General features: G+C 68.3%; 9 protein-coding genes. 5 read left to right on the plus strand and 4 right to left on the minus strand.

Annotated elements, in window-relative coordinates; all coding sequences use genetic code 11:
* A partial coding sequence (locus ACN469_RS14505) for a pyruvate carboxylase (protein WP_498768224.1) occupies nt 1-2,517 on the minus strand: 2,517 nt, incomplete at its 3' end.
* Nucleotides 2,518-2,637: 120 nt separating this feature from the next.
* Here ACN469_RS14505 and ACN469_RS14510 point away from each other — a divergent pair.
* Entirely contained in the window at nt 2,638-4,008 is a 1,371-nt protein-coding gene (locus ACN469_RS14510; RefSeq protein WP_498768226.1) for a cytochrome P450, read from the plus strand.
* Between the two features lie 9 nt (nt 4,009-4,017).
* Here the strand turns inward: ACN469_RS14510 and ACN469_RS14515 are convergent, their stop codons facing one another.
* Nucleotides 4,018-5,283 (minus strand): MFS transporter, encoded by a 1,266-nt coding sequence (locus ACN469_RS14515; RefSeq protein ID WP_498768228.1) that lies wholly within the window; start codon nt 5,281-5,283, stop codon nt 4,018-4,020.
* A gap of 280 nt (nt 5,284-5,563) precedes the next feature.
* Between ACN469_RS14515 and ACN469_RS14520 the strand changes: the two genes are divergently transcribed.
* Complete coding sequence (locus ACN469_RS14520) at nt 5,564-7,411, plus strand: SBBP repeat-containing protein (protein ID WP_498768230.1); 1,848 nt, start codon at nt 5,564-5,566, stop codon at nt 7,409-7,411.
* 43 nt (nt 7,412-7,454) lie between these two features.
* On the opposite strand, the gene ACN469_RS14525 is transcribed toward ACN469_RS14520, so the two are convergent.
* Nucleotides 7,455-8,891, minus strand: a complete 1,437-nt coding sequence (locus tag ACN469_RS14525; RefSeq protein ID WP_498768232.1) for a FlgO family outer membrane protein — start codon at nt 8,889-8,891, stop codon at nt 7,455-7,457.
* On the minus strand, nt 8,888-9,478 hold the full coding sequence (locus tag ACN469_RS14530) for a CsgG/HfaB family protein (protein ID WP_498768234.1): 591 nt from the start codon (nt 9,476-9,478) through the stop codon (nt 8,888-8,890). The genes ACN469_RS14525 and ACN469_RS14530 overlap by 4 nt, the downstream gene beginning before the upstream one ends.
* A 249-nt stretch (nt 9,479-9,727) precedes the next feature.
* Here ACN469_RS14530 and ACN469_RS14535 point away from each other — a divergent pair, with 249 nt between their 5' ends.
* The 3 genes from ACN469_RS14535 (at nt 9,728) to ACN469_RS14545 (ending at nt 15,354) form a co-directional block, all read left to right on the plus strand.
* Entirely contained in the window at nt 9,728-10,849 is a 1,122-nt protein-coding gene (locus ACN469_RS14535; RefSeq protein WP_498768236.1) for a sensor histidine kinase, read from the plus strand.
* A gap of 37 nt (nt 10,850-10,886) precedes the next feature.
* Nucleotides 10,887-11,666 carry a LytR/AlgR family response regulator transcription factor gene (locus tag ACN469_RS14540; RefSeq protein ID WP_498768238.1) on the plus strand — a complete coding sequence of 260 codons (780 nt, stop codon included), beginning with the start codon at nt 10,887-10,889 and terminating at the stop codon, nt 11,664-11,666.
* Nucleotides 11,667-11,859: 193 nt separating this feature from the next.
* Complete coding sequence (locus tag ACN469_RS14545) at nt 11,860-15,354, plus strand: Ig-like domain-containing protein (RefSeq protein ID WP_498768240.1); 3,495 nt, start codon at nt 11,860-11,862, stop codon at nt 15,352-15,354.
* The last annotated feature ends 8 nt before the right edge of the window (nt 15,355-15,362 follow it).

A 15,362-nucleotide genomic window follows, 5' to 3' on the forward strand; every position in this document is an offset into this window, starting at 1 on the left:
GTAGTAGACCTCGCTCGTCGTGCTCTTGAGGCCGCTCTCGAAGGGGGCGTAGTACTCGCGCACGTCCTCCCAGTAGTTGGCGAGCGGCTGGAGCCGCGCGTTGGCCAGGCCCGTCTCACGCGGATGGCCGCGCAGGGCGCTCACCAGCGCGTTGAGGCTCGGCTGACTGGTGAGGCCCGCCATGCTGCCCAGGGCCACGTCGACGATGTGCACCCCGTGCTCGATGGCCTCCAGGTAGCTGGCGATGCCATTGCCCGCGGTGTCGTGCATGTGCAGGTGGATGGGCAGCTTCGTCACCTCGCGCAGCCGGTCCATCAGCATGGCCGCCGCGCGCGGACGCAACAGGCCCGCCATGTCCTTGATGCACAGGAAGTGCGCGCCCGAGTCCTCGATGCGCTTCGCCAGGTCCGCGTAGTAGTCGAGCGTGTACTTCTTGCGCTTGGGATTGGCGACGTCGCCCGTGTAGCAGATGGCGACTTCCGCGACCTTGCCCGTCTGGAGCACGCGGCGGATGGAGACCTCCATGCTGCCCAGGTCGTTGAGGCTGTCGAAGATGCGGAAGACATCCACGCCCGCCTCGGCCGCCTCGTCGATGAACGCCTCCACCACGTTGTTCGGATAGCTGGTGTAGCCCACGGCGTTGGCGCCACGCAGCAGCATCTGGAGCAGCAGGTTGGGCGCCGCGGCCTTCAGCGCGCGCAGCCGCGCCCACGGGTCCTCGTTGAGGAAGCGGTACGCGGTGTCGAACGTCGCGCCGCCCCAGCTCTCCAGGCTGAACAGGTCCGACGCCAGGTGCGCCGTGGCCGGAGCCACCCGCAGCACGTCCCGGGTGCGCATGCGCGTCGCCAGCAGCGACTGGTGCGCGTCCCGCATCGTCGTGTCCGTCAAGAGCACGCGCTTCTGCGCGAGCACCCACTCGGCCAGCCCCCGAGGGCCCTTCTCCGCCAGGATTTGCGCGGTGCCTCGGGGCGGAGGGGTGGGAGGCGCCACCGGCAGGCGCGGCTCCATGAACTGCGTGGGCTTGAGCCGCTGGTGGCTCTTGATGGTCGGGTGGCCGTTGACGATGACCTCGGCCAGATAGGTGAGCAGCTTGCTGGCGCGGTCTCGGCGGGGCGCCAGGTGGAACAGCTCCGGCGTCTCGTCGATGAATCGCGTGTACGTCTCGCCCGCCTGGAACTTGGGGTGGTGCAGCACGTTCTCCAGGAAGGGGAGGTTCGTCTTCACGCCTCGGATGCGGAACTCCCGCAGGGCGCGCTGGCCCTTCATCACCGCGCCCTGGAACGTGGGCGCATAGGCGATGACCTTCACCAGCATCGAGTCGTAGAACGGAGAGATGTGCGCGTTGGTGTAGCCGTTGGAGCCGTCCAGCCGGATGCCGAAGCCCGTGGCCGCGCGCCAGGCGGTGATGACTCCCGCGTCCGGCATGAAGTTGTTGGACGGGTCCTCCGTGGTGACGCGCAGCTGCACCGCATAGCCGCGCGGCTGGATGGACTCCTGCGAGGGGATGCCCACCTCGGGCGAGCTGAGCGCGTAGCCCTCCGCGATGCGAATCTGGCTCTGCACCAGGTCCACGCCCGTCACCTGCTCCGTGACGGTGTGCTCCACCTGGAGCCGCGCGTTGCACTCGATGAAGTAGAAGTGGTCGTCACCGACGAGGAACTCCGCCGTGCCCGCGCTGCTGTAGCCCGCCTCCCTCGCCAGCCGCACCGCCGCGTCGCAGATGGCGCTCTTGAGCGCGGGGGCCAGGTTGGGCGCGGGGGCAATCTCGATGACCTTCTGGTGCCGGCGCTGCACGGAGCAGTCGCGCTCGTGCAGGTGGACCAGCTGCCCGTGCAGGTCTCCCAGCAGCTGCACCTCGATGTGGCGCACCCGCTCCAGGAACTTCTCCAGGAACACCGCCGAGGAGCCGAAGGCGCTCTTCGCCTCCGAGCGCGCCGAGTCGAGCGCCCCCGCCAGCTCCTTCTCCTCGCGCACCACGCGCATGCCGCGTCCACCGCCGCCGTGGGCCGCCTTCACGAGCACCGGGCCGCCGTGCTCCGCGAAGAACTCCCGCGCGCGCTTCAGCACCTGGGCGTCATCGCCCTCCAGCGTCGTCCCCGGCACCGTGGGCACGCCGACCTGCTTCGCCAGCGCCTTGGCGGCGACCTTGTCGCCCATGGTCCGCACGACGGCGGAGGTGGGGCCGATGAAGCGGATGCCCCGGCGCTCACAGGCCTCGGCGAAGTCCGCGTTCTCCGACAGGAAACCGTAGCCGGGGTGGATGGCGTCCACGCCGGCCCGCTCCGCCACGTCGAGGATCTCGTCGATGCCCAGGTAGGCTTCCACGGGGCGCTTGCCGTGACCGACCCGGTACGCCTCGTCGGCCTTGTGACGGTGCTCGTGCGTCCGGTCCTCGTCGCTGTAGATGGCGACGGTGCGGATGCCAAGCTCGTTGCAGGCGCGAAACACGCGGATGGCGATCTCACCGCGGTTGGCGCACAGCACTTTCTGGATGGGTCGGAGGTCGGTGGAGGCCATGGCTTGGGGAAGGGGATAGGGCGCTTTCCCCTCCCGGCGCAACTGGCCCGTGGCGGGACGTCGGTTTCAAGTCAGTGCCCGGGCTTGACGGTGGCGGGGCGACCGGAACAAATCAGGGTCATGGACACCTCTGTTCCCTCGCCCTCCGAGCGCCGCAAGGCCGGCCCTCGGGGACTGCCCGTGCTGGGAAGCTTCTTTCCCATGCTCCAGGAGCCGCTGGCCCTGGCCAACAAGCTCCACGCCGAATACGGCGACGTGTCCTTGATTCGCGTCTACAGCTACCCCATCGCGTTCCTGAGAAATCCGGTGGACGTGAAGCGGGTGCTCATCGACGAGCCCCTGGCCTTCCCCAAGCCGCCCATCGTCAATCCCTTCAACGGCAAGGGGCTCACCGTGAGCCAGGGGGAGCTGTGGAAGCGGCAGCGACACATGGTTCAGCCGATGTTTCACAAGGAGAAGGTCCGGCAGTGGTCGGGCATCTTCAGTGACGAGCTGTCCAAGGCGCTGCAGCGGTGGACGGCCCTGGGCGCCAAGGGTGAGTCCTTCGACATGTACACGGAGGCCGCCCGCCTGATGTTCGGGGTGATGTGGCGCACGTGCTTCGACGAGACGCCCCGCGAGGAGTTCTTCGCGGGCATCATGGATGCCATCGACGTGTTCGGTCGTCGGCGCGGACCCTGGGGCACGCTGTACTACAAGCTGCTGCCCCGGTTGGACCCGAACATCCAACGGATTGGCATGGCGCTCTGGCTCGTCAACGGGTGGATCTACGAGCGGCTGGGGAATCGGCGTGAGCGCGGGACGCAGGACGGGGACATCACGCTCTTGTCCGCGCTGGTGGAGGCGCGGGCCCGGGACACCGGCGAGCCGATGGAAGACACGCAGGTGCGCGACGAGATCGTCAACCTCTTCGGCGCCAGCTTCGAGATGATCGCCACCTCCCTGACGTGGGCCGTGCACGCGTGCACGCAGCACCCGGAGGTGATGCGTGCCATCCGCGAGGAGGTGAGCGGTGTCTGTGGCAACGAGCCGCCCAAGTACGAGGACGTGGCGAAGCTGCCGTACACGAACCGCGTCGTGCAGGAGATCAACCGGCTCAACCCGCCCGCATGGACCATCCTCCGGGAAACGGCGGACGAGGTGGAGGTGGGCGGGGTGCTCCTGCCCAAGGGCACCCAGCTCCTCATGTGCCCGTACGCCATCCACCGGCACCCGGACCACTGGAAGGACGCCGACAAGTTCGACCCGGACCGCTTCCTGCCGGAGCGCCTGGCGGGCATGCACAAGTGCGCCTACGTGCCCTTCGGGGCCGGCCAGCGCATCTGCGTGGGCCAGCACATGTCCCAGGTGGACACGGTGCAGACGCTGGCCACGCTGCTCCAGCAGTGCGACGTGGAGTACCTGGGGAAGAACCCCGTGGAGTGGCAGACGCGGCTGACCTTCGTGCCCAAGCGGGGCATGCCCATGCGGGTGCGCGCCCGCAAGGGCTGAGGCCGGACGTCAGGAGGGCTGGGAGCGCGCGCTGGCCTCGGTGGCCGCGTCCGGCGCGGTCTCCTCGAAGTCGAGGTCGCGGTGGAACGTCTCCTCGATTCGCGTGAGCGCGAGCAGCGCGAGCCCGAAGCAGATGCTGCCCACGGTGATGGCCGCCATGGGCACGGAGATGTAGCCCTTGAGGACGGCGAACCCGCTGGCGGCAATCGCGGCGGACCCGCGCACGAAGTTGGGCACCGTCGTCGCCACCGTGCCGCGGATGTTGGTGCCGAACTGCTCGGCGGCCATCGTCACCAGCACCGCCCAGTAGCCCACCATGATGCCGATGAGGAAGCTCAGGATGTACACCATGGTGCTGGTGAGCCCGGGGACGAGCCCGTAGACGAGCATCAACAGGAACCCGCCCACCAGGTTCAGCGCCACCGCGCGCTTGCGGCTCTTGAGCCACTGGCTGAACAGGCCCGCGAGCAGGTCGCCAATCGTCAGGCCGATGGAGCCATAGAGGATGGCGTTGCCCGCCGTCACGGTGCCCTGCACGTTGAGGCCCGCGGTCAGCTCCGGCGCGAAGGTGAAGAGGATGCCGGTGGTGAAGTAGATGGGGACGCCAATCAAGATGCAGCAGAGGTACTTGAGGAACCGGCCCCCCTGGAGCAGCAGGAGGGGGTTGGCGCGCGACGGGTCCGTCTTCTTGGAGAACAGCTCCGACTCGGAGACCTTGAAGCGGGTGAACAGCAGCGCCAGGCCCATGATGCCGCCGGTGAAGTAGGCCGTCTTCCAGTGCAGGTGCTGACCCACGAACGCCGCCGCGACGATGCCCAGCATGCCGAGCGTCGCGACGATGGTGGTGCCCAGGCCGCGCTTCTCCTTGGGGAGTGACTCGGCGACCAGCGTGATCGCCGCGCCCAGCTCACCCGCCAGGCCCACGCCGCCCAGGAAGCGGAACACCGCGTAGCTCGTCACGTCCCAGGCGAACGCGTTGGCCAGGTTGGCGAACGAGTAGAGCAGGATGGAGCCGAACATCACCGACAGCCGCCCGCGCTTGTCGGCGAGCACGCCCCACAAGAGGCCGCCCACCATCATCCCCACCATCTGGCAGTTGTAGATGAGGATGCCCTTCGACAGCACCTCCTCCGGACTGGTGATGCCGATGTCCCGGAGCGACGCGGCGCGCACCACGCCGAACAGCGTGATGTCGAAGAGGTCGACGAAGTAGCCGAGCCCGGCAACCAGCACCGTCAGGTTCAGGACCGAGCGCAGCTCACGCAGGAATTTCATGGGCACGATTCAATGGGTTTGGTTCGCCGCGAGCAAGACCGATTCTTTCGACGCAGCGCGTGCAAAACGGGCTGGCTTGCAATGCGCCGGGAAATATGAACCGTGATTCAGGTCTCATCCCCCGGTGGGGCGGTTTCGTCCCTCGCCAGGGCGGTTTCGTCACATCCCGCGCCAGAGGTCGCCCCAGGGTCTGTATCTCCGTCTCCACCGGGGCCTGGTGACACAGGTCGGCCGGAAGGCCGCGCGCACTTTCGCGCTCGCGGCGCGAGGAGGAGACATCATGAGATTCTTGAACGCGGTACGAGGAATGTTCCTGGCGAGCGCGCTGGCGCTCGTGGGCTGCCAGGGTGGGGAGCCGGGCGACGACGGCCCCACGGATGGGCCGGGGAGTCAGGAGCAGGAGGTCACCAACTGCGTCAGCCTGGTGCCGGTGATGACGAGCAACAATGCGCCGTCGGGCTTCGCCACGAGCTCGGGCGTGTATGGCTCGAATCCGGCCGCCTATGAGCCCTGGAAGGCGTTCGACAACGCCACCACCTTCTGGCTCTCCACGGCCAACGTGACGCCCGCGTGGTTGGGGTACGAGTTCGGCGGCAACGTGATGAAGACGGTGCGCCGCTACGCCGTCTCCTACTCCAACGGCTCCATCACCACGCGCGCCCCGAAGAACTGGACGCTGGAGGGCTCCAACGGCAGCACCTGGGTGGTGGTGGACACGCGCACGAACGTGACGGGCTGGACCAATGAGCGGCGCGAGTTCTCCGTGGCGTCGCCGGGCTCGTACAAGAAGTACCGGCTGAATGTGTCGGACGACAACGACGCCCGCGCGGGCATCGTCGTCCTGTCCATTGGCCGGCTGGAGCTGTACCAGTGTGACGCGTTCCCCACGGTCGTGGACCTGTGGACGAAGTCGTCCGGCGCTCCGGGTGGCTTCACGCGCATCCATGACCTTGCGGGCGACCCGGCTGGCCGCACCTACTCCACGGGCATGACGACGGTGGGCGTGGAGGGCCAGCCCATGGCGGGCTTGATGGACGGCTTCCTCACGGCCCGTGACTGGAACGGCAACATCAACTTCCACAAGCAGCTCGGCGTGCCGGGCACCGTCACCCTGGGCTACGGCGTCGCGCGCAACCGGACGTTCGAGGAGATCTACGTCGCGGGCTTCACGGATGGCGCCCTGCCTGGCGCGACGAGCAGCGGCGGCCGGGACGCGTTCATCACCCGGTACCGCTACACCGGCGTGTTTGGCTGGACGCGGCAGATTGGGCTGGCGGGAGCGCAGACGGAGGGCTACGGCGTGTCGATCGACTCGTCGGACAACGCCTTCCTGGTGGGCTCCACCAACGGCAACCTGGACGGCAACGTGCGCACCGGCAACTACGATGCGTTCGTCACCAAGTACAACGCGACGGGCGTGAAGCAGTGGACGCGGCTGCTGGGCGTGGCGGGGAAGACGACCCACGCGCGGCGGGCCTCCGCTGACACCTCGGGCAACGTCTACGTCTCCGGCTGGACGGACGGCAACCTGGACGGCCAGACGCTGACGGGCCCGCAGGATGCGTTCATCACCAAGTACGACGCGGATGGCGTGAAGCAGTGGACCCGGCTGGCGGGCGCTCCCGCCACGGCTGTGTGGCTCTACGGCTCCACGGTGGATGTGAACGGCAACGTGTACCTGACGGGCTACAGCGGCGGTGGCATGGATGGCGTGCCCAACGTCACCCCGGCCATCGACGTCTTCATCGCGCGGTTCAACCCGGCGGGCGTCAAGCAGTGGGTGTGGGAGCTGGACTCGGGCTCGGGCTCGTGGGGCATGGGCATCTTCGCCCATGACGACGGCATCTACGTGACGGGCGGCGCGGTGGCGGACGTGACGCTGACGTCCGACACCTCGGGCGGCATGGTCCACAACTACGTGGCGAAGGTGAACTACTCCGGCGCGCTCCAGTGGATCAAGCAGCAGCCCACCGCGGTGCTCAACGGCGTGGAGAAGGACGTGCGCAGCATGGGCGTCGTGGTGGACCAGGACGACAACATGTACGTCGGCGGCTACCTGGACGGGAACTTCGAGGGCAACACGCTGCAGGGTGCCCCCGACTCGTTCCTGACGAAGATCGCCCCGTAGTCAGGGCGCTGGAGGCGCGGCACGCGGCCCGGGTGCCGCGCCTTCAGTCCTCGTCGCTGGCGCGGATGTTGACCACGATGACGCGCGCGACGCTGACCTTCTCACCTTCGGGGTCGACGGCGCGGTAGGCGGCGAGCCGCTCGCGCGCATCGTTGTAGCGGCGCAGGCGGACGAGGGCGGCGATCTCCGATTCGCGCGCGTTCCGGGCGTAGACCTGCTCGATGGCGGAGGCGCCGCCTCCCCACGCCTCGTAGTAGGTGCGGCAGGACCGCTGGGCCTGGGCGTCGGAGTGATTGGTAGCGGCCTCTGAGCAGCGGTTGTAGTCGCGCTCCATCCGCACCGAGGCGGTGGGCTTTCCCTTTCGCTCGAACTCCTCGATGCGCTGGGCGAACTGGAGCTCCTCCGCCGCCAGTCGCTCGTTCATCGCCTTGGCGGATTGCTCGTCGGCGGCGCGGTCCAGGGCGGAGGATCTCATCATGGCGTCGACGGCGTCGGCCAGGAGGCTCTGGGGATAGGTCCGCAGGAAGGCGTCTCCGGCATCCCGCTCGGCTTCCCATTGCTCGAGCTTGCCGAGCGCGATGAAGCGAAACCACGCGGCCGTCTCGGCAGGGAGGCGAAGTTGATACAGCGGAAGCCCCATGGGGAGGACTCGCTCGGTGTCCTGGATCAGTGTGCGCCAGCGCCCTCGGACATAGTTCGCGTCCAACAACCGCAACGCGGCCGAGGCGCGGTCCTCGGAGGGACGCTGGGGGTCCTGCATCGTGGCCCGCAGCTCCGCGTCGGCGGCCTCTCGGCCGGGGGCCGCGCGCAGGGCGTGTTCGGCCAGTCGCTTCTCCAGCCGGGAGAGCTCCTCGCGGGCGTACTCGAAGCCCGGGGAGCCCGCCAGCGTCGCGCGCAGGAGCCAGGCGCGCTCGTCCTCGGTGGGGGCCGCGAGCGCCCGTCCATAGGTCTCCAGGGCGAGCACCGCCTCGCGCCCCGAGGGACGCTTCACGCGCGGCTTCACGGGCGAGCCGAGCAGTCGGGTCGCCACCTGGTCCTGCAGCGCGAAGATGCGGTCCACGGGGCCGGTGACTTTCGCCGTGTCCAGCACGACGCCGGTCTCCACGTCGATGAAGCGCGCGTTGATGCGCACCTGCTGCTCCGCGCGCTGGATGCTGCCCAGCACCACGGTGCGGGCGCCGACGAGGCGGCCCACGCGCACCGCCGTCGACTCCGTGGACTGCTGACGCTCCTGGAGGTCCAGCTCGGCGAGGGCGGCGTCGAGTTGCTCGCGCTCCACCAGTTGGATGCGACCGCTGGCGCGCAGGTCGGAGATGAGCGTCTCCGTCATGCCGCGCGCGAGCCAGTCCAGCGAGGTGTCCGTGTTGAGGTTGCGGAACGGCATCACCGCGGCGGGCCCTGGCGGTGGCTTCGTGGGTGCCGCCGCGAGCGCCACATGGGAGCACGCGAGGAGGAGCAGCAGCCAGCGGGGCGCCGTCATGGTCTCAGTCTCTTGGGCAGACCTGGCAACAGCGCGCGCACCTCGGCGGCGAGCGCGTCCTGGACGTCGAACGACTTGCTCGCGGGCCCTTCCACGCGCGCCGTGTCGAGCACCTCGCCGGTCTCCACGTGGACGAACCTCGCGGCGATGCGCAGCACGTCGCCCGCTTGCTGGAAGCTGCCGAGCACCACCACCTCCGCTCCGACGATGCGGCCCAGGCGGGCCCGGGTCTCCGGGTCCACCCGCGCGCCCTGCGTGAAGTCCTGCTCCTCCATCGGCAGGTCCAACTGCCCGCGTTCGATGAGCCGCATCCCGGGCTGGTCGCCCACGTCGGTGACCACCGCTTCGGACAGGGCCAGCTCCAGGGGCGCGAGCGAGGTGTCTCCACTCAGGTTCCGGAACTTCAGCACGCAGACCCGTACGAGGCCGGTGGGGGCGGGGGCCTTGGCCTCGGGGGAGGGCGCGGTGTTCTCGGTCGGCGTGGCGAGCAGCGTTGACGTGGCGGGTGTCGTGGGGCGGAGCAGGAACGCGGCCACACCGGGGACGGCGAGTCCCAGGGCCACGAGCAGGGCGGTGCCGATACCCATGACACGGGACCCTCGCGCGGGCTGGCTCGGAGGGGCGGTGTCGGGTGACTCGTCCAATGCGTACAGCGTGCCGGCGCGCACGTGGGACGAGGGTGGAGACGGCGGGCGTGTTTCATCGGGCTCATGGCCCGGAGTGGTCCTGTTCACGGAGCGCGAGCAGCATAGCCGAAGGCGCTGTTTCGCTTCGTGGGGGGCTCTCGAAACCAGGCGCATCCGCTACGCTGCTTCGCCGTGGCCGCGAGGGATGCCGTGAACCCAGGGGAGGTGACGGACGCGCGAGGCCCGGCGGGGCTCGGCACGTGTGCCCTGTCTCCGGGGCGCATGTGGCTGCTCGGCATGGCCGTGGGGCTGCTCGCCGCGCTGCCCCATGCGGTGGGCGCGTATGCCCGCGAGCCTCGGGCGTTTGGCTACAAGCTGGCGCTGGCCATGGTGCCCTACAGCGTCTGGGCGCTCCTGGGGCCCCTGATGCTTGCCACCTTTGTCCGGGTGACTCGGAGCGCGTCCCCCAGGGTTCGCGACCTGGGCCTGCTGGTGGCCCTCGGGAGTGGCTTTGTCCTCCTGCATGCGCTCCTGCTCGCGCTGGTTCACTCGTGGCTGGAGCAGTGGGACGCGGGGGGCCTGTCGTTCAGCGAAGGGCTGCGGGTGCTCCTCCTGGAGCGGGGGGCGTTGGGGTACTTCGAGTACCTGCTCTTTCTCGCGGCATGGGCGGCGCTGAACGCGGTGCGTCGGGCGCGAGAGCGAGAGCTGGTGGAGTCACGGTTGGTGGCCCGGTTGGCCGAGTCCCGACTCCAGGCCCTGCGTGCCCAGTTGGATCCACACTTCCTCTTCAACACGTTGAACGCCGTGGTCGGTCTGGTGCGCCAGTCGCGCAACCCGGAGGCCGTCGAGGCGCTCGTGGAGCTGGGGGACCTGCTGCGGGCCAGCCTGGAGGGAGGCGGGGACCATGAGGTTCCGCTGTCCGAGGAGCTGGAGCTGGTTCGTCGCTACCTGGGCATCGAGCGGCTTCGGTTCGGAGGACGGCTGGAGTCTCGCCTGGAGCCGGAGGCGGAGACGTTGATGGCCCGGGTTCCCACGCTCGTGCTCCAGCCGCTCGTCGAGAATGCCATCAAGCATGGGACCTCGCGGCGTGCATCTCGGGGGCATGTGTGGGTGCGGGCCATGCGCCGGGGAGACCGGCTGGTGCTGGAGGTGCAGGATGATGGGCCTGGGCTTCGTGCGGGCGGGGCAGGGGGCACGGGGATTGGCGTGGCCAACACCCGGGCGCGAATCCACCAGCTTCATGGCGAGCGGTATGGCCTGACGCTGGAGGATGCGCCGGATGGGGGCGTGATTGCCCGGGTGGAGTTGCCGTTCGTGGTGTTTGAAGCTTGAGGGGGCAATCGTGGAAGGTGGTTGGCGAGTACTGGTAGTGGATGACGAGCCGCTGGCTCGGGACAACGTGAGGCACCTGCTGGCGCGCGCGCCCGACGTCACGTCCATCCAGGAGTGCGAGGGCGGGCAGGAGGCGGTGGAGGCGATTCTCCGCGAGCGGCCGGACCTGGTGTTCCTGGACGTGCAGATGCCGGAGGTGGACGGCTTCGAGGTGTTGCAGGAGGTGGGGCCGGAGCGGATGCCGCCCGTCATCTTCGTGACGGCGTTCGACCGCTACGCGGTGCGGGCGTTCGAGGCGAATGCGCTCGACTATCTGCTCAAGCCCTTCAGCGACACGCGCTTCAACGAGGCGCTGGAGAAGGCGCGCAAGCAGCGGACGACGGGACGGGACAGGGCGCTGCTGGAGCGACTGTCGGCGCTCTTGGAGACGTACCGGACCCCCGCACCGTCGGACCTGGAGACGTCTCCCTCCGAGGCGCCGTACCTGGAGCGCATCGCGGTGAAGACGGACGGCAAGGTGTTGCTCATGCCTGTCGCGGAGCTGGACTGGTGCGAGGCGGAGGGCAACTACGTGGTGCTGCACTCGGGAGGCCGCAGCCCCATGCTGCGCGAGACGCTCAACCGCGTGGAGCAGTTGCTGGACCCGAAGTGCTTCGTCCGCGTGCACCGGTCCACGCTAGTGAATGTGAACCGCATCCGCGAGTTGGAGCCGGACGTCGACAAGGGCTGGGTGGTGGTGCTGCGGGATGGGACGCGGCTGCGTTTGAGCCCGGGGCGGAAGCCGGCGGTGGAGGCACTGCTGCGACAGTCGTTCTGAGCAGGGCGGGCATCGCGGTTGTCCTGTGGGGATGGGCGCATGACGCAAAGCAGTACGTGTTTGATTGCGCCGTATTCTTCCGCCAATCCAAACCCAATCAGGACCAGGGGCACCGATGTTGCCTCGGGTGTGATGGACTGCCACACCACGGGTGCGCTAGTGGCGTCAGTCCATGACCCCAAGAATGAATTGCATGGCTGGATTGTGGGTGGCGATGCTCGCCATCACCGGGTGTACGAAGGATGGTGAGCATGAGCTTCGCACGGGGACCGTGCGGCGGGCGGCGACGTCGCCGGTGTCTGTCTCCGAGGCGGTGGAGTTCACCAGCCAGGGCATGACGCCGAACGGCGCGGCGTACCGCAATGGGACGCTGATGGGCGTCTTTCAGACCGAGGACTACGAAGTCGAGGCGCTGCTGCGCTTCCCTCAGCTGGGCGTGCCTCCCAGGTCGGTGGTGCAGAGCGCGACGCTCCATTTCGCCGTGGAGACCTACACCAGCGACTTCGTGATTCGCGGCTCGTACGTCCAGGCGCCCTGGAGTTATCTGGCCTCGGGCCTGGGCTGGCAGTTCCGCGATGACGGCCTCGAGTGGGACAGGCTGGGCGCGGTGGGGCAGGGGACGGACCTGGTCGCCGGCACTTCGTTCCAGGTCACCACGTTCCCGACCACGTTCAGCTTGCATGACGTGCCGCTGGACGTGGCCGTGGTGCAGTCGTGGGTCGATGACCCCTCCACCAACCAGGGGGTGATGCTGGCCAACTCGAAGGTCGGCAAGGTGGCCAAGGTGTTCACCAGCCTGGCGACCCAGCCCGAGCGCCGGCCGCTCCTCACCATCGAATACACCCCGCCCACGCCGACCAGCGACACCACGCCTCCCACCGTGGCGATCACCTCGCCCGCGGGAGGAACGACGGTGGACGGTGTGGTCGGAATCACGGTGGCTTCGAGCGACAACGTCGGCGTGACGAATGTGCAGCTGCGCATCGACGGCCGCAACCTCTCCTCCTCGCAGCTCGACACCCTCCAGTTCCGCAACGGGGACCACGTGCTGACCGCGCACGCGCGCGACGCCGCTGGCAACCTCACCACGTCTGCTCCCGTGCGAATCACCATCGACAATGAGCTCGTCGACACCGGCCCACCCCAAGCGCAGGTCACCGCGCCCATTGCCAACGAGACGGTGAGCGGGCCCTTCACGGTGCGGGTGAGCGCGGTCGATGACATTGGCGTCACGCGGGTGCACGTCGAGCTCGACGGCGTCCAGGTGGGCGACGCGGATATGGCCGCGCCCTGGTCCGTGTCGCTCGACACCGAGACGCTGCAGCCCTATGGCACCCGGCAGCTGAGGGCCGTGGCGCGTGATGCCGCTGGCAACGTCGGTGTCTCGACACCGGTCTCCATCAACGTGAGCGCGCCACCTCCCGACACCAGTCCGCCCCAGGTCCAGATTGTCTCGCCCGCGAGTGGTGCGACGGTGGGCGGCACCATTCAAATCAAGGCCGATGCCCAGGACAACGTGAGGGTCGCTGGCGTGCAGTTGCGAGTGAACGGCCAGAACGTCGGGAGCGAGGACCTCACCTATCCCTATTGGATCAACGTCCACACCACGCAGCTAGGCGATGGCACCTTCCCGGTGACGGCGGTGGCGAGGGATCGCGCCGGCAATCTCACCACGTCGGCGCCCATCACGCTCACCATCGCGAACGGGCCCCCGGTGGTACTCCCCATCCCGGTGGGGCACCCCCGCCTCTGGTTCACCGCCGCCCGGCTGGCTCGGGCGCAGGCGTACTTCGCGCTGAACCCCTACACCCCGGTGACGACGGTCCAGGGGCCCGAGCAGGCCATCGACGCCGCGATGCACTCGCTCATCACCAGCACCCCGGCGTCGTGCCGTGCCGCGATTGCCTGGGCCGTGAGCACCCAGATCCCCATCACCGAGAACACGGTGTCGAGTGATCCCGCTCGCTGGTTCGGCGAGGGCATCATCCTCACCTATGACTGGTGCTACGCCCACCTGCTGCCGGCGGAACGCACGACCTTGGAGACCCGCTGGAACTTCGTGATTCAGGCGCTCAATGACAACCCATGGGGCGGCCTGGGCATGGAGGGCAACAACTACTACACGGGTTATTTCCGCAACTCGATCTTGTGGGCCATCGCGAGCTGGCATGAGAACCAGCCGTACGCCAACAACCTCCTGCAGTACGCGATGAAGTCGCGTTGGCAGTTCTCGCTGCTGCCGTATCTGGAGGGAGGCGCCGCAGGCGGTGCGCCTCATGAAGGTTCGACGTACGGCCGCCGGACGTTCGGCTACATGACGGTGCCGTTCACCTCGCTCGGCCTGCACGGACACGACATGTGGAACCAGACGGACTACTTCATGGAGTCGGTCTTCTGGTCCATCTACTCGACCACTCCGGGCCTCAGCCGGATGGGCCAGTTCAACCTGTTCGAGACCTTCCCGTTCAATGACGATGAGCGCTGGCTGTCCCGGTGGGACACCAACAACACCGCGCAGACCACGCTGGGCAGCTACTTCGCCCCGTTGATTGAGGAGTGGTCGGACCAGCCCGTCGCTGGCTATGCCAAGCGTTTCCTGGAGCTCACGGGGCATCCGATTGACGACCGCCTGGTCCGGTATGTCTACAGCGCCTCGGTGGCGGCGGTGCCTTCGAGGGATCTCGCCGAGCTGCCGCTCGACTACCACGCGCGGGGTCTGGGCATGGTGTACGCCAAGACGGCGTGGGCGGCTGATGCGACGATGATCAACCTGCAGTTCGGGAGGACCGCCAACGCGGGGCATGCCCACCGCGACCCCGGCAACTTCCAGGTGTGGCGAGCCGGTGAGTTCCTGGCCCGGGAGACGGTGGGCTATGCGGACTCGATTGTCGGCTACGCGGGCGGCGCGGCGGTCGACACCGAGGCTCCGGTGGCGCACAACACGCTCCTGTTCGAGGGGATGGGCACTGTCGGCTACTACCACCACGTGCCCCAGATGCTGCGCCTCGAATCGTCGGCGGTGGCCAACTACGCCGCGGTCGACCTCACGGGTGTGTATGACGTGAATGACGAGTGGGCCCATCGCGAGGCGGAGGTCGGCAACCCCTACGCCGGCCGGGTGGTGCGTGAGACGTTGTTCATCCGTCCGCTGGAGACGCTCGTCGTGTTCGACCGGATGGAGAGCGGTCAGAGTGACGCCTCGGTGGACAAGACCTTCTTGATCCACTTCCCGTCGAACCCGGTGCTCACTGGCAACACCTGGTCGGCGACCAGCGGAACCCAGGCGCTGCGGGTCAGCACCTTGGTGCCAGCCAGCCCGACCCGACGGATGGTCGACGAGCGCGGTCCGATGCGCCCCGATGGCACCTATCCGTACCGGGTCGGTCAGTTCCGAGGGGAAATCGAAACCAGCGGGCAGGTGGTGAGCCACTTCCTGAACGTGGTGCAGGCGAGGCCCGTGACAGGCGGCGCGGACTTGCAGCTCACGCTCAACGAGACGCCGACCGCGTACACGGTGACGCTGGTCCACCCGACCCGGGGTAGCGCGGTGTTCACCTTCCAGAAGGGGATCGCGAGTACGGGCGGCAGCTTCGGCTACGCCGCCAGCGGGATGGTGACGCAGACGCCGCTGCGCGCTGGCGTCCAGTCGATGACCGTCACTCCGAGCGGGCCGGTGTGGGCGCCGTGATTCGCGCA

The organism is Corallococcus terminator (assembly GCF_049194865.1).
GTDB classification, from domain to species: Bacteria; Myxococcota; Myxococcia; order Myxococcales; family Myxococcaceae; genus Myxococcus; species Myxococcus terminator_A.

Excerpts from the sequence above, each read along its gene's own strand:
- ACN469_RS14510 (WP_498768226.1), top strand. The coding sequence starts at position 2,638 with ATGGACACCTCTGTTCCCTCGCCCTCCGAGCGCCGCAAGGCCGGCCCT.
- ACN469_RS14530 (WP_498768234.1), bottom strand. The coding sequence starts at position 9,478 with ATGGGTATCGGCACCGCCCTGCTCGTGGCCCTGGGACTCGCCGTCCCC.
- ACN469_RS14545 (WP_498768240.1), top strand. The coding sequence starts at position 11,860 with ATGGCTGGATTGTGGGTGGCGATGCTCGCCATCACCGGGTGTACGAAG.
- ACN469_RS14515 (WP_498768228.1), bottom strand. The coding sequence starts at position 5,283 with ATGAAATTCCTGCGTGAGCTGCGCTCGGTCCTGAACCTGACGGTGCTG.
- ACN469_RS14525 (WP_498768232.1), bottom strand. The coding sequence starts at position 8,891 with ATGACGGCGCCCCGCTGGCTGCTGCTCCTCCTCGCGTGCTCCCATGTG.
- ACN469_RS14520 (WP_498768230.1), top strand. The coding sequence starts at position 5,564 with ATGAGATTCTTGAACGCGGTACGAGGAATGTTCCTGGCGAGCGCGCTG.